This is a genomic window from Rathayibacter sp. AY1A3, from assembly GCF_002930975.1.
GTDB lineage: Bacteria > Actinomycetota > Actinomycetes > Actinomycetales > Microbacteriaceae > Rathayibacter.
Genome location: NZ_PSTO01000006.1, coordinates 23,694 through 45,779 on the forward strand (window position 1 = coordinate 23,694; position 22,086 = coordinate 45,779).

The window sequence follows — 22,086 nt, forward strand, 5'->3', positions numbered from 1 at the left end:
GTCGTCGTCGGCGCCCTCCTCCTCCTGGCCGCCGGCCCGGCCTACACCGCGGCCGCCCTCGTCGCCGCAGCCCTCTGCGCACTCGCCCTCGCGCACGCCGTCCGCCGCTTCGCCCAGGACTCGGAGGGCGACCCGCCCACCCCGGCCGCGGTCGCCGCCACGGCCGCGATGCTCGCCTTCGCCACCGTCGCCGCGGCCCAGGGGATCCTCGGATTCACGGGCGTCCCGGCACACCTCCGCGAGTTCGACCAGCAGGACCTGAGCTGGGCGGCCGCCCTCGTCGGAGTGGTCGCCGCGTGCGGCCTCCTGCAGCTGGCGGGACGCGCAGCGCAACCGGTGGCCGCACCGGCGGCGGGCGTCAGGCGGCGCGGCTGATGCTCGGAGCTCCGACGCTCGATGCGCCCCCGCACCTCGTCCTCGACGGCAGCGCGGTGCGGCTCGCGCCCGCCCGCGGGTCCGTCGCTGTGATCACCTTCTGGATGCAGTTCCACAACTCCGGCACCGCCGCCCTGCACGATCTCGCCCTGTTCTGCGGCTCCTTCACCGACGGCTCGGGCGTCGAGCTCGACTACGACGAGGCCCCAGTCACCGTCGTCGGCCGGCCCGAGCGGGTCGCCCCGGGAGCGGGATTCGTGGCCGTCGCGCACTACACGATCGCGCCGCTGCGGGCACCGCGGATGCTCCGCCACTCCATCGTGCTGCGGGGCCGCACGAGCGACGACCGGCCGTTCACCGACGTCGCCGCGCTCGAGGTCCACGTCGATCCGAGGCGCACTCCGGAGGTGCGGTTCCGTCCCCCGATGGCGGGATCCGACACCTTGCGGTGGAGGTGAGCGACGATGCGATCGCATGAAGACTTCTCACCACCGGGCCGGATCGGCCAGGGTAGAGGGATCGCGTCGTACGGAGGACGCGCCAGAGGAAAGGACTCCGCCGTGAGGGGAATCGCAGAAGGCAGCCGACCGATCGTCGATCGCGGGGTGTCCCGCCGGGACACCGCGGCGGCCGCGTGGCTGGCCCAGAGCGGCGTCGACGTCCGCGCGAACGGCGCGTTCCGCATCGTGGCCGACACCCTCTGCAGCGACGGCGTCGACGTGCTCCGGATCTGGCACTCGCCGGCCCGCCTGCACCGCACCTCCGCCATCGGCCCGGGCGTCCGCCTGATCATCCCGCTCGAGGGCGCGATCGTGATCCAGCCGGACGATCCGGCGGCGCTCGAGGTCCGTGTCGCGCCGGGCGACATCGCCTTCCTCCACTGCGACTCCCCGTTCACGATCGTGACCGACACCCCGAGCGCCCGCACCGAGATCGCCCTCGACCGCCCGCTGCTGGGCCTGGTCGACTCGGCCGACCGTGGCGCCGTCGTCACCGAGGCCGACCCGGCCAGCCGCGGCATCCTGCTCTCGACCGTCAACGCGACCTTCGGCTCCACCCTCGACGCCGACTCCCCCGCCTTCCCCCTGGTGCGGGCCGCCGTCGAGCAGCTGGCGGGCGCTGTGCTGGCGACCTCGCTGCCGCGCGAGAGCAGCGAGGACGTCTACACGCGCGCCCTCGCCCTGATCGCCGCGATGTCCACCGACCCCCGCCTCTCGGTCCAGGAGATCTGCGAGCGCCTCGGCGTCCCGAAGCGGACGCTGCAGCGCACCTTCGCGCGGAACGGCACCACCGTGTTCGACGAGATCCGCCGCGCACGCCTCACGACCGCGCGCGCCCTCCTCGGCGGGAGCGACTCCCCGCCCTCGCCCGAGCACGTGCTGAGCAGCTACGTCCGCTCGCAGCGCCTGCGCCGCGACCTGCTCCACCTCGAGGCGGTGCCCGCCTCGAAGCTGGGCTGACCCCGGGGCCGCAGCGCTCGCCGCGTCGACAGCCCGTCGGCGGCGGAGGTCACCGCGCGGGCGCACGCCTCCGGTCCGGACGCTCCGGCTCGGAGGCACCGTCTCCGCAGCCGCCCCCGCGATCAGCCCGGGTACGGCACCGACGCCGCCGGCCACCCCGACGCCGCGAGCTCCGCGCGCAGCCGATGGTGGTGCTGCACCGCGCCGAGCGAGTCGGTGCGGAAGGCGATGGCGAGGGCCGCGTCGGCCCAGTAGGCGTCCCAGCCGGAGTAGCGCTCGAAGACGCGGTCGCCGACCGCGGCCAGCAGCTCCCAGGCGCGCGCCGCCGGGAGGTAGCCGGCGACGTAGGCGTAGCGGATCGCGCCGATCGTGCGCTCGGCGTCGCCCGCGAGCAGGAGGAGCGGCGGACGCCCGTCGACCGCCTGGGCGAGCTCGAGGAGGTGGAACTCGCTGCCGCCCGTGAGCGCGGCGACTCGGGAGCGCATCCGCTCGGCGTCGGCGGAGGCCGAGACCTCGGCGAAACGGGTCGAGAGCGGCCCGCGGGTGAGCACGTCGGCGACCAGCAGCTCGACGTCGTCGGCCGAGGCGATGCGGAAGTCGCGGTCGAGCGCGACCCGGTGCTCGACGAGCGGATGCAGCGGCAGCTGCTGCCACGGCGCTCCCTTCGCTCCGTCGGCGTATCGGCGCCGCAGCTCCTCCGGGAGCTCGGCCCACGAGGGCTGGAACGCGAGGGAGGAGTTCCAGCCGGCGAACGAGAAGTCGCTGACCGCGTCGAGCGCGAGCAGCTGCTGCTGGCGGAGGGACGGGGTCGGCGAGCCGGCCGCGCCGAGGTACGCGAGCTGCTCGCGGCGCGGCGCGCGCGCATCCCACTGCTGGAAGCCGACCGTGGCGGCGAGCAGCCCGAAGGCCAGAGCGGACGCGAACGCCGTGAACGCGACGACGCTCTCGCCGCCGCCGAGCGCGAGCCCCCATGCGAAGCCGACCAGGCCCACCGGAGCCGCGAAGGCGGTCACCAGAAGCGCGCGGCGTCCGGCGCCCTGACCGCGCCGGTGGGCATCGGCCGCCCGCGCGTAGCGCAGCCGGGGTCGGACGGGGAACTCGACGTCTCCGGGATGGTTCTGCAGCGGCACGGTCGCAGCCTAGGGGCGCGGGTCGCGTCGATGTGTGCTTGCCTGGTCGCATGACTCTCGCCGAAGCACTCCTCGAGCGGGCCGACCTGCAGAAGCGGATCGAGGCCCTCCAGTCGCGGATCGTCGCGAACGCCTCCTACCAGGAGGGAGAGGAGCCGACCGAGGACCCGGCCGAGCTGCTCGCCGACTGCACGCGCGCACTGGGCGAGCTCGAGCGGCTGGTCACGGCGATCAACCTCACCAACGCGACGGCCACCACTCCCACCGGAGAGGTGCTGACCGCGGCGCTCGCCCGGCGCGAGGCCCTGCGCGCCCGGCACAGCCTCCTGACCCGCGCGGCCGACGCGGCCGCCGGCGAGCGCGGCTACCGCCAGCTCCGGAGCGAGCTGCGCCGCCTGCCCGCGCTGCCGGTGCGGGAGCTGCGCGAGCAGGCCGACGCCGTGGCGCGCGAGCTGCGCGGGCTCGACGCCGACGTCCAGAGGACGAACTGGGGGGTCGAGCTGCAGAGCTGACACGAGACGCGGTGAGTCGGTAGGCGCACCGGAGCGAGCACGCACCGTCGGGCCGGCGGTTCATCCGGCCCTCTGTCACGCGGTGGGCAGCGTCCCGGCTCCGGCCGTCACTCACAGCCCAGCACCGAGGACCGGTGACCGCGCAGACAGGACACCTCATCACCATGTGCTGGCCGGTGCGCCGAGGGCGGGTTCGGGGACCTCACCGCGTCTCGGGCGTGCGCGGACGCACGTAGGGTCGGGGCGGGATCTGCTCGAACGCGCACGTGGACGCAGGCCGGACTCGGGGCTGCGGCTCCTCGAACGGGCGCGCGGACGCCTGCCGGGTCCGGGCCGGCGTCCGGCCACCCCCGCCCGGCCGCGCCCGCCCTCCCCGCCGCTCAGTACTCGATGCGCCCGCGCCGGTCGTGGAACTCGCCCGTCGGCCCACCGGAGCCGAGCAGAGCCAGCGCGACGGTCGCGTCCGTGCCCTCGGTGACGGTCTGGTGGCCGCCGTGTCCGTTGAAGTCGGTCGCGGTGTATCCGGGGTCGCTCGCGTTGATCCGCATCGCCGGCAGGTTCTTCGCGTACTGCACGGTGAGCGCGACGACCGCCGCCTTCGAGGCCGCGTAGGGGATCGCGGTGACGGGGAACTCGTCGTGGCCCTCGGTGCTCAGCCAGCGCGGCCAGCCGACTCCGGACGCCACGTTCACGACGACCGGGGCCGCGGAGGCCCGCAGCAGCGGGAGCGCGGCCTGCGTGACGCGGACGATGCCGACGACGTTCGTCTCGAGGACGCCCGCCATCGCCTCCGGGGTGAGGTCGTCGACGCCGAACGAGGTGCCGAGCACGCCGGCGTTGTTGACGAGCACGTCGAGCCCGGGCAGGGAGGCGATCGCGGAGTCGACGCTCGCCTGATCGGTGACGTCGAGGCGCACGGGGTGGGCGCCGAGCGCGCGGGCGGCGTCGCCGTCGGCGGTGTCGCGCATGCCGGCGTAGACGGTGTGGCCCGCCTCGAGGAGTCGGCGGGCGGTCTCGAGGCCGAGGGAGCGGTTCGCTCCGGTGATGAGTGTCGTGGTCATGCGCCCATCCTGCGCGGGTCGTCGGGCCTCGACCAGGCCGCGCTCGACGGGGGGACCGTCAGTACCTGGCTCGGCGACGGCGGGCGGAGGAGGATGGGCGGCATGGAGGAGTTCGCCACGGTGCTGCGCTCGTGGCGCGACCGCATCCGTCCCGCCGACGTCGGCCTGCCCGCGGGCTCGGGCCGCCGCGCCACGGGCCTGCGCCGCGAGGAGCTGGCGGCGCTCTCGGGCGTGAGCGTCGACTACCTGGTGCGGCTCGAGCAGGGACGCGCGCGGAACCCGTCGCCGTCGATGCTCCGCTCGCTCGCGGTCGCGCTCCGGCTCACGGACAGCGAGCGCGACCACCTCTACCGGGTCGCCGGTGCCGCCGTCCCCTCGCCGGGCGTCGTGCCGCAGCACGTGAGCCCGGGCGTGCAGCGGATCGTCGACCGCCTGGGCGACGTGCCGCTCGCGGTGTTCACGGCGGCCCACGACATCCTGCTGTGGAACCCGCTCTGGGCCGCCCTCAACGGCGACCCCTCGGTGTACACCGGGCTGGAGCGGAACCTCGTCTGGCGGCACTTCACCTCCGGCCACGCCGGCACCGAGTTCGACGCGCAGCACGAGGAGGACTTCGCGAGCGACCTCGCGGCCGACCTGCGCGCGGCGACCGGGCGCTACCCGCGCGATCCGGCGCTCGCCGCCCTCGTCGCCCGGCTGCGCGAGGAGTCGCCCGAGTTCGAGCGGCGCTGGGCGGAGGCGCGCATCGCCGAGCACCGCGCGAGCCGGAAGACGGTGACGCGGACGCCCGTCGGACCGATCACGATCGACTGCGACGTGCTCACGGCTCCGGGCACCGACCTGCGGATCGTCGTCTACACGGTGGCGCCGGGCAGCGAGGACGAGGCGCGGCTCGACCTGCTGCGGGTGACGGGGCTGCAGGCGCTGAGCACGGCGCCGGCGTGAAGCGGACGGGCGCGGCTGGGCGCGCACAGCGGAGCGGGGCGCTGGCTGAACCGGGCTGAGCTGAGTCGAGCGGGCTGAGCCGAGCCACCGGGCGGCGCAAGCCGGGCTCGTCCCACGGCGGGCGGGGCAGGCCGGGCTCGTCCCACGGCGGGCGGGACCGGCTCGGCGCGGCCGACGGCGCAACCTGCCGATGCGGGCGAGCGGCGGCGAGTGACGGCCGAGGTGGACGGCGAGACGCGTCCGCGGCGCCGACGTCCGCGTCCCCGGACCGCCCGCCTCCCCGCTCAGGACGCGCAGTACGCGGTGATGAACGCGTAGAGCTCGCCCTTCTGCTCGGGGGTCGCGGCGACGACGACGGTGCCCTGCCGGCCCGCGGTCTCGACGGTGACCGGCAGGCGCGTGCCGACCTTGTCCTCGGCGAGCGCGTGGGTGTCGCAGCGGGTGGGGACGGCGTCCAGGACCACGGAGCCGAGGGTCCCGGCGGGCACGGAGCGGTCGAGGGTCCAGGCGTCGGCGGCGTCGGGCGGCTGCAGCAGGATCGTGGCGTCGACGCTGCGGAGCACGAGGGGGGTGCCCCGGACGTCGGCGGTGATGGTGAGGCGCGCCGGCTCGTGCGCGGCGCCTCCGGACGTGTCGATCCGCAGGGCGAGGTCGGCGTCGACGGTGCGGGCGAAGCAGCCGGACCGGGCGAGAGCGTCGACGAACGAGAACGGGTCGTCGGCGGGGTACGCGTGCTCGCCGTGGCCGTCGATGGCGAGGACGACCTCGAGCGCAGCGGGCGCCTCCGCGACCGGGCAGGCGGGCTCGGGCACGTCGACGCGGAGGTCGCGCGAGGTCCCGTCGGGGACGCCCGTGCCGCCGGTCCAGGTGAGCGGGACGGCGAGGCGCGGGTCCACGAGGCGGGCCGCGGCGACCTCGATCAGGGCGCCGCTGCCGTTGTGGACCTCGAAGGCCATGGTGCCGCCGGCGATGTCGGAGCGGTTCTGCTGGACGGAGACGGTGACCCCGGGAGCCGGGGCGGACGGGGCGGAGGAGCGGGCCGGGTCGGGGGCGGCCTGAGCCGGGGTGGCGGTGGCCGCAGCCGCGGTGGCCGCCGCGGTGCCGCTCGGGGCGCCTGTCGCGCCTGCCGGCGCGCAGGCCGCGAGGGCGGGCAGGAGGAGCAGCGCGGCGGCGAGGGCGCGGAGGCGTCGCATCGTGCCTCCCTCCGCTCGCCGTCAGTCTGGCGCCCCGGACCCCTCTCCGCGAGCGGGCGCTCCGCCTCCCCAACTCGATCGATGCGTCACGAACGGTCGCCACGGCGGCCGGATGACGACCATTCGTGACGCATCGCCGGAGCGACGGGGGTGAGGACGCGGGGACGCGCACCCATCCGGGTGTGCGTCCGCTCCGAAGAAGGGCGGGGACTTCAGGAGGAGACAGATGGCACGCGGCAGATGGCACGTCGGCACGATCGTCGCGCGAGTGCGCGCATCCGCAGCGATCGGGGCCTCCGGGCTCGACGCGGTGGAGCGGGCGGAGCGCCGGGCCGAGGTCCTGCGCATCGCCGGGGGAGTCGACTCCGGTCGTCTCGGCGACGACCAGGCGATCGCGGCGTTCGGCCGGATCGTCGACGGCCTGCAGAGCGACCTGCCCGGCTCGGCGCTCGGCGCCTAGCCCGCGAGGCCGGCGTCCCGGCACCCGTCCGGAGCAGACACCCGCCGGGCCGACATCCCGAGCCTCCGCGCGGCGCTGAGACCCGCCGGGCGAGCGTGCCGACGGCCCACTGGGCGCGAAGACCCGCCAGCCCGGCACCCCGAGCGCCCGCGCGCCGCGGAGCCCCGCTACCCCAGCGTCCCGAGCGCGATCCGCGGCAGCAGCCGCTGGATCGCGACGGCCGCCGCGCCGCGCGCCCACTCCACGAGCCCGCCGTCGTCGACGAGCAGCGCCAGGGGCGGAGCGTCCGGGTCGCGCGTGGCCGCGATCGCGCCGTCCACCACCGCGGCCTGCTCCGAGTAGAGGGCGACACCCTCCCCGGCCAGGATCACCGTGCCGGACATCGAGAGGTTGCCGATCGCGGCGATCATCGTCCCGAGCGCGTTGCCGGAGTCGGCGAGGATGCGCTCGGCACCGGGGTCGCCCGCGCGAGCGGCGGCGAAGCCCTCGGCCAGGGTCAGCTCGCGGCCGGTGGCGACGAAGAGCTGGCGGAGGAGCGAGGGCAGGCTGAGCATCGCGGTCGAGCAGCCGCGGTGGCCGGCCTCGCAGACGGGCCCGGTGGGATCCAGCGGGTAGTGGCCGCCGAGGCCGAGCCCCGCCTCCGGGGGCGCGACCACCCGGTCGTGCACCACCAGTCCGTAGCCCACCCCCGCGCCGACCGTGAGCACCGCGAAGTGCGGGATGCCGCGCCCTCGCCCGAACCAGTGCTCGGCTCCCGTGAGCGCGACCACGTCGTTCTCGAGGGCGACCGGCAGCCCGAGGGCGGCGGAGAGCGGAGCGGCGAGGTCGACGTCGCGCCAGCCGAGGAACGGCGCGCGGCTCACCCGGCCGTCGGCGGCGATGCTCCCGCCGAGCGTCACGCCCAGGCCCGCGAAGGCGGAGGGGCCGCCGAGCTCGTCGACGACCGAGACGATCGCGGCGATCACGTCGGCGGGCTCCGTGCCCGGCAGCGGGCGGACCAGCTCCCGCTCGGTCCGCGCGCGCAGGTCGGTGCGGACGGCGAGGACCTCGGTGCCGGTGATCTTCACGCCCGCGAAGCTCAGCGCGTCGGCGCGGATGTCGAGCGGGCGGGCGGGGCGGCCGACTCCGGTGCTCTGCTCGGGGCCCTCGACGACCAGGCCGCCGTCGAGGAACGGGCGCGCGAGCCGGGTCAGGCTGGCGGGCGAGAGGCCGAGGCGGCGGCCGAGCTCGGCCCGCGAGACGGGACCGTGGATCAGGACCTCGCGCGCCAGGAGCTCGGAGGAGCTCCCGGAGGCGTCCTCGGCGACGATGGTGTCGGTCACGGGGCTCCTTCTTTCCGGCCTGGTAGAAAGCTACCGGCAGTGCGCCCCTCCAGGAACGGATCCGGACACTCGCGCCGCTCTTGACACCCCTATTACTTCTGCTCTAGAAATAAGCCATGCACCGCAGCATCGCCCCCACGAACGACTCCGTGACCCTCTCCGGCCAGGAATCGCGCCTCTTCCACCTGCAGGACGGGGGCACCAGCGTCGTCGTCGACGCCCGCCTCGTCACCTTCCCCACGATCGTGCACTGGGGCGCCGCGCTCGGAGATCTTTCCGCCGCCGAACTATCCGCCCTCGCCGACGCCGCCCTCCCCCAGCGCGTCTCGGGCGGACTCGACGCCTTCGCGCCGTTCGGCCTCGTCGCCGTCGAGGCCGACGGCTGGCAGCACGCCCCCACCTTCGAGGGCACCCACGAGCGCGCGGCCGCGTCGGAGCGGTTCGAGGTCGAGAGCATCGAGGCGCTCGGCTCCGCCCTCCGGACCGTCGCCACCGGCGCGGGCGTGCGCCTGACCGTGGACCTCGAGGTCGACGCGGCCGGCCTGCTCACCCAGCGCGCCCGGGTCGAGAACCTCGACGCCCGCCCGTTCCGCCTCGAGCGCTTCGAGCTCGGCTTCCCGCTCCCCGCGACCGCGCGCGAGATCCTCGACACCACCGGGCACCACCTCCGCGAGCGCCACCCGCAGCGCCGCCCACTGACCATCGGCGAGCACACCCGCCGCACCCGCCGCGGCCGCCCCGGCGCCGACGCGACCCTCCTCCTCGCCGCGGGCACGCCCGGCTTCGGCTGGGAGCGCGGGCTCGTGCACGGCGTCCACCTCGGCTGGAGCGGCGACACCTCGCTCCGCGCCGAGCGCACCGTCGAGGGCGTCTCGCTCCTCGCGGCCGGCGAGCTGCTGCGGCCCGCCGAGATCGAGCTCGCGCAGGGCGAGAGCTACGAGACGCCGGTCGCCTACGGCTCCTGGGGCGACGGGCTCAGCGCTTTGCAGGCCCGGTTCCACGCGTCGCTCCGCGCCCGCCCGCAGCACCCCGTCGCTCCGCGGCCCGTCACCCTCAACACCTGGGAGGCCGTCTACTTCGACCACGACCTCGCTCGCCTCACCGCCCTCGCCGAGCGGGCCGCGCGGATCGGGGTCGAGCGCTTCGTGCTCGACGACGGCTGGTTCCTCGGCCGCCGCGACGACACCGCGGCGCTCGGCGACTGGACCGTCGACCCTTCGGTCTGGCCGGACGGCCTCACCCCGCTGACGGACGTCGTCACCGGCCTGGGCATGCAGTTCGGCCTCTGGGTGGAGCCCGAGATGATCAGCCCCGACTCGGAGCTCGCCCGCGCGCATCCGGAGTGGATCCTCGGCCCGGCCGGGCACCTCCCGCCCTCGGGGCGCCAGCAGCAGGTGCTCGATCTGTCGCAGCGCGGCGCGTTCGAGCACGTGCTCGGCGCCCTCGACGCGCTGCTGACGGAGTACCCGATCGCGTACCTCAAGTGGGACCACAACCGCGACCTCCTCGAGGCGGTCTCCCCCGCCACCGGCCGCTCCGCCGTCCACGAGAACGTGCTCGCGCTCTACCGCCTGCTCGACGAGCTGCGCTCCCGGCATCCCGGCGTCGAGATCGAGTCGTGCGCGTCCGGGGGTGCGCGCGTCGACCTCGGGATCCTCGCCCGCACCGATCGCATCTGGACGAGCGACTGCATCGACCCGCTCGAGCGGCAGACCATCCAGCCCTTCACCCAGCTGGTGGTGCCGCCAGAGCTGATGGGGCAGCACATCGGAGGGCCGCGGTCGCACTCGACGCAGCGCACCCACTCGCTCGCCTTCCGCGCCGGCACCGCGCTGCCCGGCCACCTCGGCATCGAGTGGGACGTCTCGGATCTCGCCCCCGCCGTCGAGGAGGAGCTGACCGCCTGGGTCGCCTTCCACCGCGAGCACCGGGCGCTGCTGCACACCGGGACGGTCGTGCGCGCCGACCTCGCCGACGACGCCGCCTCGCTCTCCGGAGTCGTCGCCGCCGACCGCTCCGCCGCCCTCTTCACCTTCGCCCAGCTGCGCACCGGCGAGACCTACCCGCCCGGCCGGATCACGCTCCCGGGCCTGGACCCGGAGCGCACCTACTCCGTGGCGCTCGCCCCGGTCACGTCGCCGCTCGGCGGCCCCGGGCAGTCGCCGCTCGGCTGGGCCGAGCTCGGGACCGCGCTCCGCGGCCGCGTGCTGGGCACCGTCGGGCTCCAGGCCCCCGTCCTCGATCCGGAGCAGCTCGTCGTGCTCGTGCTCACCGCCCTCTGACCCGCCCTCCCGGCTCCGGAGCCGACCCCGCTCCCCCGCCGCCGCACCTGCTCTCGCACCGCCCTCCGCGGTCGAGCGCGCCCTGAGACCTGTCCCCACGCGCAAGGAGGCGCCGCATGTCCGCTCATCCGCATCCCCCCGGGTTCTCCCGGCGGCTGTTCCTCTCGGTGCCGCTCGCCGCGGCGTCCGCCGCCGCCCTCGCCTCCTGCGCCTCCCCCGGCGCCGGCGACGGAGTGACCACGCTCGACTTCTTCCAGTTCAAGGCGGAGGCGGTGGAGGACTTCGCGCGGATCATCCGCGAGTTCGAGGCGGCCAACCCGGACATCCGGGTCATCGCCAACAACGTGCCCGACCCCGACACGGCCATCCGCACCCTGCTCGTCAAGGACAAGGTGCCGGACGTGCTGACCCTGAACGGCAGCGGCTACTACGCCGACCTCGCGAAGGCCGGCGTGTTCCACGACTTCACCGGCGACGAGCTGGTCGAGCGGGTGAACCCGGCGGCCCTCGACATCCTCGCCGCCCTCGGCAGCTTCGAGGGGAAGGAGGTGAACGCGCTCGCCTTCGCGAACAACGCGGACGGGATCCTCTACAACCGCACGATCTTCGCCGAGAACGGGATCGAGGTGCCGACCACCTGGGACGAGCTGATCGCCGTCTGCGAGACGCTCACCGCCGCAGGGATCACTCCCTTCTACGGCGCCCTGCTCGACAACTGGACCGGCGCCCCCGCCTTCAACGCGCTCGGCGGGCAGCTGCAGCCGGACGGCTTCTTCGACGCGATGCGCGAGGAGGGAGCGGCACTCGGCCCCGACTCCCCCGTCTCGTTCACGAAGGACTACGCGACGACGATGGAGCGGCTCGGGCAGCTCTTCTCGTACACGCAGGAGGGCTCGTTCGGCCGCGGCTACGACGACGGCAACCAGGCCTTCGCCGCGGGCGAGGCGGCCATGTACCCGCAGGGCATCTGGGCGATCAACCCGGTGCGCACGAACAACCCCGACATCGACCTCGGCGTCTTCCCCTACCCGGTGCTCGACGACCCCGCGGACACGCGGGTCACCTCGGGCGTCGACGTGGCCGTCGCCATCGGCCGCGGCACTCCGAAGCTCGACGCGGCCCGCCGCTTCGTCGACTTCCTGCTGACCCCCGGAGTCGTCGAGCCGTACGTCGAGAGCCAGGCCGCCTTCTCGCCGCTGGTCGGCGCCGCACCCAACTCGGACCCCACGCTGGCCGAGCTGCAGCCCTACTTCGAGCAGGGACGGCTGATCGGCTTCGTCGACCACCAGATCCCCGCGAGCATCCCGCTCAACCCCACGCTCCAGGCGTTCCTCGCCAGCGGGGACGCCGACGCGGCGCTCCGGACCCTCGACAGTGAGTGGCGCAAAGTCGCGGCACGCACGACCAGGAAGTGACCCCATGACCACGACCACGACGGCCGCCGCGCAGGCGGTGGCGACCACTCCTCCGCCGCCCGCGCGCCGCAAGCGCACCATCGGGCGCACCTCGAAGACCTTCTACTGGATGACGGTCCCCGCCGTCCTGCTCTTCTTCGTGCTCCACACGGTCCCGGTCCTCACCGGAATCTTCTTCAGCTTCACGGACTACGCGGGCTACGGCTCCTGGGACCTGATCGGCGCCTCGAACTACCTCGCGCTCCTCCAGGACGACCGCGTCTGGAAGGCCTACGGGTTCACCTTCGGCTTCGCGATCGTGGCGACCGTGCTGGTGAACGTGATCTCGCTCGCCATCGCCGTCGCCCTCAACGCGCGGATCAAGTTCCAGACGGCGTTCCGCGGGATCTACTTCATCCCCTACGTGCTCTCGACCCTGGTCATCGGCTACGTGTTCCAGTACCTCTTCGCGAACTCGCTGCCGCAGATCCTCGGCGCGATCCCGGTGATCGGCGAGAACATCCTCGCGAACGCCGACTGGGCGTGGGTGGCGATCGTGGTGCTGGCGGTCTGGCAGGCCTCGGCCTTCTCGATCATCATCTACCTCGCCGGACTCCAGACCATCCCGGGCGAGCTCTACGAGGCGACCTCGCTCGACGGAGCGGGGAGGTGGCGGCAGTTCACCTCGATCACGTTCCCGCTGATCGCCTCCTTCTTCACGATCAACATGGTCATCTCGATGAAGAACTTCCTCCAGGTGTTCGACCACATCATCGCCCTCACCAACGGCGGTCCCGGCACCTCGACGGAGTCGATCACGCTGCTGATCTACCGCGGCGGCTTCCAGGGCGGCGAGTACGCCTATCAGACGGCCAACGCCGTCCTCTACTTCCTCATCATCATCGTGGTCTCGCTGATCCAGTTCCGAGTCCTCAGCCGCAGAGAGGCGTCGTTCTGATGACATCGACCATCACCCCCACGACCGCCATCGCCCTCGGCGAGCCCGAGGGGCGGCGGCGGCCCTCCCGCGACACCTACCGGATCAACTGGTGGGCGACCGCGCTCATCGCGGTCTGCTCGCTGACGATCCTCCTGCCGCTCTACTTCGCCGTCGTGACCGCGCTGAAGACGCCCGACCAGCTCGGCGGCACCGGGTTCGAGCTGCCGACCTCGATCTCGTGGGGCAACTTCGCCGAGGCGTGGGCGGCGACCCGCTTCCCACAGGCCTTCGTGAACACCGCGCTGATCACGGTCGGAGCCGTCGTGCTGACGCTGTTCTCGAACTCGATGGTCGCCTACGCGGTCGCCCGGAACATGCACAGGCCGTTCTTCAAGGGCGTCTACTTCTACCTGCTCGCCGCGGTCTTCGTGCCGTTCCCGATCATCATGCTGCCGGTGGTGAAGGAGACGGCCCTGCTGGGCCTGGACAACCAGGCCGGGCTGATCCTGCTCTACGCCGTGTTCGGGCTCTCGATCAACACGTTCATCTACACCGCCTTCATCCGCTCGATCCCGATCGAGCTCGAGGAGGCGGCGCGCACCGACGGCGCCTCGACCTGGCGGACCTACTGGCAGGTGATCTTCCCGCTGCTCGGCCCGATGAACGCGACCGTCGGGATCCTGACCTGCGTGTGGGCGTGGAACGACTTCATCCTGCCGCTCGTGGTGCTCTCGGACCCGTCCGCCCGCACCCTGCCGCTGGCCGAGTACGTCTTCCAGGGGCAGTTCAACACGAACTACACCGTCGCCTTCGCGTCCTACCTGATGGCGATGGCGCCGCTGCTGATCGTGTACCTCTTCGCGCAGCGCTGGGTGGTCAGCGGAGTGATGCGCGGGTCGATCAAGTAGCGGTCGCGGCGAGCGCCGCCTCGAGCAGGTCCTTGAGCACGGTGCCGCGCGAGCCCGCGTCCTCCGGGTGCCACTGCACGCACCAGAGCGGCGCGGACTCGTGCTCGAGGGCCTCGACGGTGCCGTCGTCGGCGCGGCCGACCACGACGAGGCCCTCGCCCGGACGGTCGACGGCCTGGTGGTGGGAGCTGCGGACGACGAGCTCGGCGGCGCCGAGGATGCGAGCGAGGGCGCTGCCCGGCTCGAGCGCCACGCGGTGGTCGACCATCCCGGACAGGTGCTCGCCGGGGACCGACCGGCCCACGTGACCGGCGCCGGGCAGGTGCTGCACGAGGTCGCCGCCGAGGGCGACGTTGACCAGCTGCATCCCGCGGCAGATCCCGACCAGCGGGGTCCGCGTCTCGACGGCACGGCGGACGAGCGCGATCTGCGCGCGGTCGGCCGAGGGGAAGGACTGGCCTCGGTGCGGGTCGTCGGGCCGGCCGCCGTAGAGGGACGGGTCGACGTCCTCCCCTCCGGTGACCATGACGGCGTCGGCGGCGGCGAGCCGGCGCTCGAGCTCGGCGGCGCCGGCCTGCTCGGCAGGGACGCGGTCGACCACGAAGCCCGCGGCGGTGGCGGCCGAGACGACGCTCGCGGTCAGCAGCTGCAGCTCGATCTCGAACTCGGGATCCTCGCGGCCGCCGTCGGCGACGTCGACGACGAGCAGGACGGGGCGGTCGGAGGCCATGCGGACATCGTGCCACCCGGCCGGCTCCTGCAGAACGTCGGCGGAGAGGAGGGCCCCTCGGTCGAGAGGCGAGGAACCGCGCACGTCCGGCCGACGTCTGCACGAGCCCGCAGACCTCTCCCGGGGTCTGGTCAGGATCCGGTACCGCGATCTAAGATGTTCACGTTCACATTTCGTGCGAAGACGCACACCTCCGCGGCCCTGCGGATCGTGCCTCGACGCCGCACCCGATCACGAGGGCCTATCTGCATGAGACGATCACGATCGGCGGTGAGGACCGCTCTGGCGGTCGCGACCGTCGCCGCCACGGCGCTGCTCGGCGCCACGGTCCCCAGCTCCGCCTTCGGAGCCACCGAGACCCCGCTCCTCCACTACACGTTCGATACCGCCCCCACCGGCACCACGGTCGCCGACACCAGCGGCAACGGCTACAGCGCGACGCTGCGCGGCTCCGGAGCCCAGTTCCGCAACGGGCTCATCAGCCTCCCCGGCGGATCCGCCGCGGCCGCCCCCTACCTCGAGATCCCCACCGCCGGCCTCGTCGGCAAGAAGGACCTGACCTTCTCCACCTGGCTCGCCCACAAGGGCGGCACCGGCAACGTCGCCGCCGCGTTCGTCGGAGCGCCCGTCGCCTCCGGCGCCTCGTTCTCCTCCGGCTACTGGCTGCTCAACCCGAGCAACCTCTCCGGCTACACCAAGTCGGTCGTCACCAACTCGGTCAACGCGGGCGCTCCCTACAACACCGAGGTCGGCGCCGGAGCGACGGGCACCCCGACCGTCGGCGCGCGCACCCCCTCGGGCCTCTCGCTCTACACGACCGTCGTCGACGGCTCGACCGGCAAGCTCACCGTGTACGTCAACGGCGCGCAGATCTCGCAGAGCGCGATCGCCCGCGACGTCTCCTCGTTCGGCCCGTCGCTCGTCGCGTACATCGCGCGCTCGACCTACAACGACCCGGGCTGGAACGGCGAGATGGACGACTTCGCCGTCTACGACAGCGCCCTCAGCAGCAGCTCCGTGCAGGCGCTCTACTCCTCGCAGGCCCTCGACCGCGCCGTCGCGTCGGTCACGGTGCCCACGGAGGCGACCGCCGGCTTCACGGTGCCCACCACCGCCAGCGGCGTCGGCATCACCTGGACGTCCAACAGCGCGGCCGTGGCCATCACCGGCGGCACCGCGACCGTCACGCGCCCCGCCGCGGGACAGCCGGACGCCACCGCCACCCTCACCGCCACCTACAGGGTCGGCACCGAGACCCGCTCGGTCGACTACACGGTGCGCGTCGCCGCGCAGCTGGACGACGCGACGAAGGTCCAGCGCGACCTCGCCGCGATCGCGATCCCGAACGTCGGCGACATCCGCACGAACGTCTCGGTGCCCACCACCGGCACGCTCGGCTCGAGCATCGCCTGGAGCGTCGTCAGCCCGAGCGGAGCGACCGTCCGCGACGGCAGCGCCGCCGGCACCCGCACCATCGACGTCGACCGCCCCGCGACCGGGAGCCCCGCGATCGACGTGGTCGTCCGCGCGACCGCGACCAGCGGATCCACCACCCGGACCCGCGACTTCACCCTCCGGGTGCAGCCGCTCCCCGCCGGCACCGACGACACCGAGGCGTACGTCTGGGCGTTCTTCACCGGAGAGGGCGACGGCGCCGAGCGCATCAGCCTCGCCGCCTCGAAGGGCAACGACGCGCTGAGCTGGAACACGCTGAACGGCGGCAAGCCGGTCTTCACCTCGAACCTGGGGACGATGGGCCTGCGCGACCCGTTCATCATCCGCTCGCACGAGGGCGACAAGTTCTTCATGCTCGCCACCGACCTGAAGATCGACGGGCTCCCCGGCGGCTTCGACACCGCGCAGAAGTCGGGCTCGAAGTACATCGAGGTCTGGGAGTCGACCGACCTGGTGAACTGGTCCGCTCAGCGCCACGTCAAGGTCTCCACCGACTTCGCCGGCAACACCTGGGCCCCCGAGGCGTACTGGGACGACGAGCTCCAGACCTACGTCGTGTTCTGGGCCTCGAACATGTACCCGACCACGAACACGGCCGACCGCACCTCCGTCACCTACAACCAGATGATGTACGCGACGACCGAGGACTTCACCTCCTTCTCGGAGGCGAAGCCGTGGATCGACGTCAAGCGCGGCGCCGGAAAGGGCACCATCGACTCGACGGTCGCCAAGGACGGCGACACCTACTACCGCTTCACCAAGGACGAGGCGTCGATGACCCTCCGCGAGGAGAAGAGCACCGACCTGCTGGCCACCGTCTCGGGCTCACTGCCCGGCACCGGCGGACCGGCGGACGAGTGGTCGCTGGTCAAGGAGAAGGTGGCCTCGGGCCTGCCCAACGGCGAGCCCGGCAAGACCTTCACCAGCGGTGAGGGCCCCAACGTCTTCCCCGCCAACGAGGGCGACGTGAACGGCCTCGACTGGTTCCTCTTCATCGACCAGCCGAACTACCACGACGGGCCGAACCACTACATCCCGTTCGGCACCGACGACCTCGCGAACGGCGACTCCTGGCAGCCGCTCGGAGCGAAGCTCCGCACGGGCCTGCCGCAGAACGCCGACGGCGGCAAGCCGCGCCACGGCACGGTCATCCCGGTGACGCGCTCCGAGTACCAGAAGGTGCTCGAGGGCTACGCCCCCGGCCTGGCCGTCGCCTCGGTCGCTCCGCTGACCGCGACGACCACGGCCGGCACCGCGCCGGTCCTGCCCCGCGCCACGATCACGACCGCCGCCGGCACCACCAGCACGGTCGACGTGGCCTGGGACGCCGTCGCGCCCGCCGCCTACGCCACGGCCGGGACCTTCACGGTCTCGGGCGTCGCGCAGGACGCGTCGCGCATGCCGGTGCAGGTCACGGTCACCGTGCAGTCCTCGCTGAAGGTGAGCGCGACCGCCACGCCGCGCTGCGTCGCCGGCAAGGTCGTGCTGACGGTCGTCGGCAAGAACGGCGACACGGTGCCGATGGACGTCTCGATCAGCACCCCGGAGGGCGTGAAGACGATCGCCGGAGTGAAGCCGGGCGCCTCCGGCTCCGCCGCGTTCACGGTGCGCTCGACGCAGCTCGCCGCGGGCGAGGCGACGGTCACCGGCACGGCCTCGGTCGGCGGCAAGACCGTCACGGCCACGGCCACCGCGCCGTACAGCGCGCGCAGCTGCGGCTGACGCACGGCACTCCCCGGGAGCCCGTCGCACCTCACCGGTGCGGCGGGCTCCCGTCGTCGTGCGGAGGGAGTCGGGACACCGCCCTGACACCGAGGCACCGCTCCCTCGGCGGCGCCTCGGCGGACGGCGCGGTGCCGCGGCGCGCGGGCGGACCCGGGACGGCCCGCCCGGCGTCATCCGGTGACGGCTGCCGGTCCGGCTTCGAGCAGGTCGCGGACGCTGCGCGGCTCGCGTCCGAGGAGGCGCCCGAGCTCGGGGCCGGTGCCCGCGAAGAAGCCGTGCTCGGCCGCCTGGTGCATCCCGAGGGTGAAGCGCACGAGGAACTCGGGCTGACCCGCCGCGACGCGCGCGGCGACCCACTCGTCGTCGCCGAGGACGCGCAGCTCGACGGGCCGCCCGCCGACCTCGGCCGCGATCCCGGCGATCTCCTCGAACGTCGGAGCCTCCGTCGCGGTCAGCATGATCGGCCCGTCCTGCGGGCTCCCCGAGAGGAGGAGCCGGGCGGCCGCCTCCGACTCGTCCTCGCGGGCCGTCCACGAGACGCGACCGTCGGAGGGGACCTCGATCACTCCGGTCTCCCGCCACGGTCCGAGGAAGAGGCCCAGGCTGTGCGCGTAGAAGCCGTTGCGGAGCGACGTCCAGGCGAGCCCGGACTCGGCGAGCAGGCGCTCGGTCGCCGCGTGGTCCCGGCCCGGGCCGAAGGGGGTGTCGGCGGCGGCGCCCTGGTGGCTCGTGTAGAGGACCCGTCCGACTCCGGCCGCGACGGCCGCCTCGACGGCGGTGCGGTGCAGGGCGACGGCGTCGGCCCGCGGATCGCTCGAGGAGACGAGGAGCAGCTGATCCGCTCCGTCGAAGGCGGCCGGGAGGGAGGCGGGGTCGGCGTAGTCGCCGACGCGCACCTCCACTCCGCGCTCCGCGAAGCGGGCGGCCTTCGAGGCGTCGCGGGCGACGACGGCGATCCCGGAGGCGGGGACGGAGTCGAGGAGGTGGTCGACGGTGGCGCCGTTCAGAGCGCCGGTGGCACCGGTCACGATGATCATGGGGAGAGCCTTCCGATGAGGGGTATCAGCGATACCACAAGGAAGATAACCACGGAATTCCCTTGATAGCAACCGTGCGCTACCGTCGATACGTGACCAGCCCCACTCCTCCGACCGACACGCGCCTGCGCATCGTCGAGGCGGCCGCCGGCCTCCTCCGCGACGAGGGCCCCGCCGCCGTCACCACGCGAGCGGTCGCCCAGGCGGCCGGGCTGCAGGCCCCGGCGATCTACCGCCTCTTCGGCGACAAGGACGGCCTGCTCGAGGCGGTCGCGGAGCACGTGCTGGCCACCTGGGTCGACTCCAAGGCGCGGACGGTCGAGGCGGCCGTCGCCGGGGGCGTCGACCCGGTCGAGGACCTGCGCGCGGGCTGGGCCGCGCAGGTGGAGTTCGGCCTGGCCAACCCCGCGCTCTTCCGCCTCCTCAGCGATCCGGGCCGCGCCTCCGGATCGCCGGCCGCCCTCTCCGGGCGGCGGGTCCTCGCCGCCCGCGTGCAGCGCGTGGCCGCCGAGGGCCGCCTGCGAGTGCCGGAGGAGCGCGCCGTCGGCCTCATCCAGGCGGCGGGCACCGGCGTGGTCACCACCCTGCTCTCCACCCCCGCCGCCGACCGCGACCCCGGTCTCGCCGACGCCGCGCTCGACAGCGTGCTCGCGGGGATCCTCGCCGACCCGCCCTCCCCCGGCGACGGCGGGCGGCTCACCGCCCTCGTCGGCGTCCGTGCCCTCGCACCGGAGCTCGCCGGCCTCACGCCCGCGGAGCGCCTGCTGCTCGCGGACTGGCTCGACCGTGCCCTCGCGGCGGCCGCGCAGGAGTGACGAGCACGCAGGAGTGACGGGCACGCAGGAGTGACGGGCGCGCTTCCACCACAGGAGTGACGGGCGCCGTCCCGCCGCGGGGACGACGGCGCCTCCGTCCCGCAGAGGCGCGGGCTTCGCGGCTAGGCGCGCCTGCCGTCGGGCGGGAGGATCGACGCCTGGATGAGCGGCACGGGGAAGTGCGACGCCCGCAGCGGGTCGAGCAGGCTGTCGGTGATCCCCGCGGTGAAGTCCTCCGTGCCGAAGACCTTGAACAGCGCCTCCCGCCCGAACTTCGAGCTGTCGGCGACGAAGAACGCCTCGCGCGCGGACGCCATCATCAGCCGCTTGAGCTCGAGCTCGTAGCTGGTCGTGCTGTAGATGCCGTCGTCGCCCACGGTGTCGGCGCCGAAGATCGCGACGTCCACCCGCAGGTTCGAGAGCTGCTGCACCGAGGTCGGCCCCCACATCGAGAAGGCGTTCGGCAGGAGCTCGCCCCCGATGAAGACGAGGTGGATCGTCTGCTTGCGGGCGACGGCGAGGGCGACCCGCAGGTCGCCGGTCACGACGGTGAGGCGCTGGTTCTCGAGGTGCCGCGCGACCTCGAGCGTCGTGGTGCCCCCGTCGAGGAGGATCGTCTGCCCCTCGAGGACGCGCTCGGCCATCGCCCGCCCGATCGCCGCCTTCTCGCTGCGGTGCAGCTCCTCCTTGAAGTGGTGCGGAGTCTCGGACTGCTTCACCGGGATCGCGCCTCCGTGCGTGCGCTTGACCAGGTCCATCGCCTCGAGCCGCTCGAGGTCGCGCCGGATGGTCGACGGAGTGACGTCGAACCGCTCCGCGAGGTCTCGCACCGACTGGAAGCCGCCGTCCTGGAGGGCGTCGACGATCTCTGCTTGACGGGACATCCCACACCTCGATCCTGGTCTCGCCTCCGTCGAGGCTACGGGGCGGAGCGGGGAGGAGGCGCAGACGGCGCGCGGAAACGCGCAGATTGCGCGCATGCGCGGGCGGCTGCGCGTCCCGACCGCCGGGTGCGCGGCGGATCTGCGCGGTCGAACGCACCAGCTGCGCCCGCGATGCGCGATTCGCGCGCTTCCCACGCCCCATGCGCGAAAGAGTGCAGCCATCTGCGCGTTATCGCTTGACGGAGTGCTCGATCAGCGATTAGCGTCGGGCTCCTGCGACGGATTCCGACACAGCAGCGTCAGAACACCGCACCGGATGAGGGCCGAACGGCCGCCATCCTCTCGTTCACGAAGGAGTCAACGAATGGACCGCTCTCGACTTTTCCGAGGCATGACGCTCGCAGCGGGCGCCGCAATCCTCCTCACCGGATGCACGACCGTCGGCGCCGGCTCCGACACCGCCGCCGGCAGCGGAGGCTCGGCCGCCCCCGGCGAGATGGTCATGGTGACCGTCGTCAAGGCGCAGACCATCCCGTGGTTCCAGCGCATGGCCGTCGGCGTGCAGGACTTCGCCGACGAGACCGGGATCGACGCCCGCCAGGAGGGCGCCGACGACGTCAGCCCCGAGAAGCAGACCGCGATCGTGCAGGACCTGATCGCGCAGCGCCCGACGGCCATCACGGTCGTCCCGAACTCGCCCGAGTCGCTCAGCAACGTGCTCGCCCAGGCCCGCCAGCAGGGCATCATCGTCGTCTCGCACGAGGCGTCCGGCATCGAGAACGTCGACGTCGACATCGAGGCCTTCGACAACGCGTCCTACGGCTCCGAGATCATGGACAACCTCTCGGAGTGCATGGGCGGCGAGGGGAAGTACGTCCAGTTCGTCGGCGGCCTGACCGCGAAGACCCACATGGAGTGGGTCGAGGCGGCGTACGAGACGCAGCAGGCCGACTCCCCCGGCATGACCCGCGTCGAGACCCCCATCGAGAGCACCGACAACCAGGAGACGGCGTACGAGCGCGCGAAGGAGATCCTCGCGAAGTACCCCGACATCGCGGGCTTCCAGGGCTCCGCCGGCAACGACGTCCCCGGCATCGCGCGCGCGGTGCAGGAGGCGGGCCTCCAGGACCAGGTGTGCGTGATGGGCACCTCGATCCCGTCGGTGGCCAACCAGTACCTGGCCGACGGCTCCATCGACAAGATCTTCTTCTGGGACCCGGCCCTCGCCGGTGAGGCCCAGCTGTCGATCGCGAAGATCCTCGCCGACGGCGGCGAGATCACCGAGGGCACCGACCTCGGCGTCGAGGGCTACGACTCGCTCAAGAAGCTCGACGGGTTCGACAACGTCTTCGTCGGGAACGCATCCGTCGCGGCCGACGCGGAGACCGCCGCGCAGTACGACTTCTGATCCCCCTCCACCCCCGCTCCGGGGCGCGCCGCCCGCGCGCCCCGGAGCAC

Annotated in this window: 20 protein-coding genes; 13 read left to right on the top strand and 7 right to left on the bottom strand. The window is 73.4% G+C overall.

The window, feature by feature from the left end; translation table 11 throughout:
• Positions 1 to 168 precede the first annotated feature (168 nt).
• The 3 genes from C5C10_RS04240 (at position 169) to C5C10_RS04250 (ending at position 1,835) form a co-directional block, all read left to right on the top strand.
• Complete coding sequence (locus tag C5C10_RS04240; protein ID WP_104328606.1) at positions 169 to 375, top strand: hypothetical protein; 207 nt, start codon at positions 169 to 171, stop codon at positions 373 to 375.
• Positions 375 to 833 carry a hypothetical protein gene (locus C5C10_RS04245; RefSeq protein ID WP_104328607.1) on the top strand — a complete coding sequence of 153 codons (459 nt, stop codon included), beginning with the start codon at positions 375 to 377 and terminating at the stop codon, positions 831 to 833. The genes C5C10_RS04240 and C5C10_RS04245 overlap by 1 nt, the downstream gene beginning before the upstream one ends.
• 147 nt (positions 834 to 980) lie before the next feature.
• Positions 981 to 1,835: a helix-turn-helix domain-containing protein gene (locus C5C10_RS04250; protein ID WP_181073390.1), complete on the top strand. Its 855-nt coding sequence runs from the start codon at positions 981 to 983 to the stop codon at positions 1,833 to 1,835.
• Positions 1,836 to 1,957: 122 nt separating this feature from the next.
• On the opposite strand, the gene C5C10_RS04255 is transcribed toward C5C10_RS04250, so the two are convergent.
• A complete protein-coding gene (locus tag C5C10_RS04255) occupies positions 1,958 to 2,965 on the bottom strand; it encodes a DUF1266 domain-containing protein (protein ID WP_104328609.1) in 1,008 nt (335 codons plus the stop codon).
• Between the two features lie 50 nt (positions 2,966 to 3,015).
• Here C5C10_RS04255 and C5C10_RS04260 point away from each other — a divergent pair, with 50 nt between their 5' ends.
• Positions 3,016 to 3,477: a DIP1984 family protein gene (locus C5C10_RS04260; protein ID WP_104224023.1), complete on the top strand. Its 462-nt coding sequence runs from the start codon at positions 3,016 to 3,018 to the stop codon at positions 3,475 to 3,477.
• A gap of 380 nt (positions 3,478 to 3,857) precedes the next feature.
• On the opposite strand, the gene C5C10_RS04265 is transcribed toward C5C10_RS04260, so the two are convergent.
• Positions 3,858 to 4,538, bottom strand: coding sequence for an SDR family NAD(P)-dependent oxidoreductase (locus tag C5C10_RS04265; RefSeq protein WP_104328610.1), 681 nt, complete (start codon positions 4,536 to 4,538; stop codon positions 3,858 to 3,860).
• 102 nt (positions 4,539 to 4,640) lie between these two features.
• On the opposite strand from C5C10_RS04265, the gene C5C10_RS04270 reads away from it, so the two are divergent.
• Positions 4,641 to 5,483, top strand: a complete 843-nt coding sequence (locus C5C10_RS04270) for a helix-turn-helix transcriptional regulator (protein ID WP_104248302.1) — start codon at positions 4,641 to 4,643, stop codon at positions 5,481 to 5,483.
• Between the two features lie 284 nt (positions 5,484 to 5,767).
• On the opposite strand, the gene C5C10_RS04275 is transcribed toward C5C10_RS04270, so the two are convergent.
• Complete coding sequence (locus C5C10_RS04275) at positions 5,768 to 6,676, bottom strand: hypothetical protein (RefSeq protein WP_104328611.1); 909 nt, start codon at positions 6,674 to 6,676, stop codon at positions 5,768 to 5,770.
• Between the two features lie 226 nt (positions 6,677 to 6,902).
• Here C5C10_RS04275 and C5C10_RS04280 point away from each other — a divergent pair, with 226 nt between their 5' ends.
• The gene (locus tag C5C10_RS04280; protein ID WP_104224027.1) at positions 6,903 to 7,136 is read left to right on the top strand and encodes a hypothetical protein; all 234 of its coding nucleotides are present in this window, start codon (positions 6,903 to 6,905) and stop codon (positions 7,134 to 7,136) included.
• Positions 7,137 to 7,303: 167 nt separating this feature from the next.
• Here C5C10_RS04280 and C5C10_RS04285 read toward each other — a convergent pair whose 3' ends face one another.
• Entirely contained in the window at positions 7,304 to 8,458 is a 1,155-nt protein-coding gene (locus tag C5C10_RS04285; RefSeq protein WP_104328612.1) for an ROK family transcriptional regulator, read from the bottom strand.
• A gap of 116 nt (positions 8,459 to 8,574) precedes the next feature.
• Here C5C10_RS04285 and C5C10_RS04290 point away from each other — a divergent pair, with 116 nt between their 5' ends.
• The 4 genes from C5C10_RS04290 (at position 8,575) to C5C10_RS04305 (ending at position 13,982) form a co-directional block, all read left to right on the top strand.
• Entirely contained in the window at positions 8,575 to 10,740 is a 2,166-nt protein-coding gene (locus C5C10_RS04290) for an alpha-galactosidase (protein WP_104328613.1), read from the top strand.
• Positions 10,741 to 10,856: 116 nt separating this feature from the next.
• The gene (locus C5C10_RS04295) at positions 10,857 to 12,155 is read left to right on the top strand and encodes an ABC transporter substrate-binding protein (protein WP_104326861.1); all 1,299 of its coding nucleotides are present in this window, start codon (positions 10,857 to 10,859) and stop codon (positions 12,153 to 12,155) included.
• A gap of 4 nt (positions 12,156 to 12,159) precedes the next feature.
• Positions 12,160 to 13,092: a carbohydrate ABC transporter permease gene (locus tag C5C10_RS04300; RefSeq protein ID WP_104225874.1), complete on the top strand. Its 933-nt coding sequence runs from the start codon at positions 12,160 to 12,162 to the stop codon at positions 13,090 to 13,092.
• A complete protein-coding gene (locus C5C10_RS04305) occupies positions 13,092 to 13,982 on the top strand; it encodes a carbohydrate ABC transporter permease (RefSeq protein WP_104328614.1) in 891 nt (296 codons plus the stop codon). Before C5C10_RS04300 ends, C5C10_RS04305 begins: the two co-directional genes overlap by 1 nt.
• Here C5C10_RS04305 and C5C10_RS04310 read toward each other — a convergent pair.
• Entirely contained in the window at positions 13,975 to 14,712 is a 738-nt protein-coding gene (locus C5C10_RS04310; protein ID WP_104328615.1) for a gamma-glutamyl-gamma-aminobutyrate hydrolase family protein, read from the bottom strand. The genes C5C10_RS04305 and C5C10_RS04310 overlap by 8 nt on opposite strands.
• Positions 14,713 to 14,982: 270 nt before the next feature.
• Between C5C10_RS04310 and C5C10_RS04315 the strand changes: the two genes are divergently transcribed.
• The gene (locus tag C5C10_RS04315) at positions 14,983 to 17,889 is read left to right on the top strand and encodes an immunoglobulin-like domain-containing protein (RefSeq protein ID WP_181073391.1); all 2,907 of its coding nucleotides are present in this window, start codon (positions 14,983 to 14,985) and stop codon (positions 17,887 to 17,889) included.
• 173 nt (positions 17,890 to 18,062) lie between these two features.
• On the opposite strand, the gene C5C10_RS04320 is transcribed toward C5C10_RS04315, so the two are convergent.
• Positions 18,063 to 18,929: an NAD(P)H-binding protein gene (locus tag C5C10_RS04320; protein WP_104328617.1), complete on the bottom strand. Its 867-nt coding sequence runs from the start codon at positions 18,927 to 18,929 to the stop codon at positions 18,063 to 18,065.
• 92 nt (positions 18,930 to 19,021) lie between these two features.
• Here C5C10_RS04320 and C5C10_RS04325 point away from each other — a divergent pair, with 92 nt between their 5' ends.
• The gene (locus C5C10_RS04325) at positions 19,022 to 19,744 is read left to right on the top strand and encodes a TetR/AcrR family transcriptional regulator (RefSeq protein WP_104238146.1); all 723 of its coding nucleotides are present in this window, start codon (positions 19,022 to 19,024) and stop codon (positions 19,742 to 19,744) included.
• Positions 19,745 to 19,866: 122 nt separating this feature from the next.
• On the opposite strand, the gene C5C10_RS04330 is transcribed toward C5C10_RS04325, so the two are convergent.
• Positions 19,867 to 20,628 carry a DeoR/GlpR family DNA-binding transcription regulator gene (locus C5C10_RS04330; protein WP_104238145.1) on the bottom strand — a complete coding sequence of 254 codons (762 nt, stop codon included), beginning with the start codon at positions 20,626 to 20,628 and terminating at the stop codon, positions 19,867 to 19,869.
• Between the two features lie 391 nt (positions 20,629 to 21,019).
• On the opposite strand from C5C10_RS04330, the gene C5C10_RS04335 reads away from it, so the two are divergent.
• The gene (locus C5C10_RS04335; RefSeq protein ID WP_258060406.1) at positions 21,020 to 22,036 is read left to right on the top strand and encodes an autoinducer 2 ABC transporter substrate-binding protein; all 1,017 of its coding nucleotides are present in this window, start codon (positions 21,020 to 21,022) and stop codon (positions 22,034 to 22,036) included.
• Positions 22,037 to 22,086: the final 50 nt, after the last annotated feature.

Excerpts from the sequence above, each read along its gene's own strand:
- C5C10_RS04245 (WP_104328607.1), top strand. The coding sequence starts at position 375 with ATGCTCGGAGCTCCGACGCTCGATGCGCCCCCGCACCTCGTCCTCGAC.
- C5C10_RS04300 (WP_104225874.1), top strand. The coding sequence starts at position 12,160 with ATGACCACGACCACGACGGCCGCCGCGCAGGCGGTGGCGACCACTCCT.
- C5C10_RS04330 (WP_104238145.1), bottom strand. The coding sequence starts at position 20,628 with ATGTCCCGTCAAGCAGAGATCGTCGACGCCCTCCAGGACGGCGGCTTC.
- C5C10_RS04275 (WP_104328611.1), bottom strand. The coding sequence starts at position 6,676 with ATGCGACGCCTCCGCGCCCTCGCCGCCGCGCTGCTCCTCCTGCCCGCC.
- C5C10_RS04310 (WP_104328615.1), bottom strand. The coding sequence starts at position 14,712 with ATGGCCTCCGACCGCCCCGTCCTGCTCGTCGTCGACGTCGCCGACGGC.
- C5C10_RS04270 (WP_104248302.1), top strand. The coding sequence starts at position 4,641 with ATGGAGGAGTTCGCCACGGTGCTGCGCTCGTGGCGCGACCGCATCCGT.
- C5C10_RS04265 (WP_104328610.1), bottom strand. The coding sequence starts at position 4,538 with ATGACCACGACACTCATCACCGGAGCGAACCGCTCCCTCGGCCTCGAG.
- C5C10_RS04290 (WP_104328613.1), top strand. The coding sequence starts at position 8,575 with ATGCACCGCAGCATCGCCCCCACGAACGACTCCGTGACCCTCTCCGGC.
- C5C10_RS04335 (WP_258060406.1), top strand. The coding sequence starts at position 21,020 with ATGACGCTCGCAGCGGGCGCCGCAATCCTCCTCACCGGATGCACGACC.
- C5C10_RS04280 (WP_104224027.1), top strand. The coding sequence starts at position 6,903 with ATGGCACGCGGCAGATGGCACGTCGGCACGATCGTCGCGCGAGTGCGC.
- C5C10_RS04260 (WP_104224023.1), top strand. The coding sequence starts at position 3,016 with ATGACTCTCGCCGAAGCACTCCTCGAGCGGGCCGACCTGCAGAAGCGG.
- C5C10_RS04240 (WP_104328606.1), top strand. The coding sequence starts at position 169 with ATGCTCGCCTTCGCCACCGTCGCCGCGGCCCAGGGGATCCTCGGATTC.
- C5C10_RS04320 (WP_104328617.1), bottom strand. The coding sequence starts at position 18,929 with ATGATCATCGTGACCGGTGCCACCGGCGCTCTGAACGGCGCCACCGTC.
- C5C10_RS04305 (WP_104328614.1), top strand. The coding sequence starts at position 13,092 with ATGACATCGACCATCACCCCCACGACCGCCATCGCCCTCGGCGAGCCC.
- C5C10_RS04295 (WP_104326861.1), top strand. The coding sequence starts at position 10,857 with ATGTCCGCTCATCCGCATCCCCCCGGGTTCTCCCGGCGGCTGTTCCTC.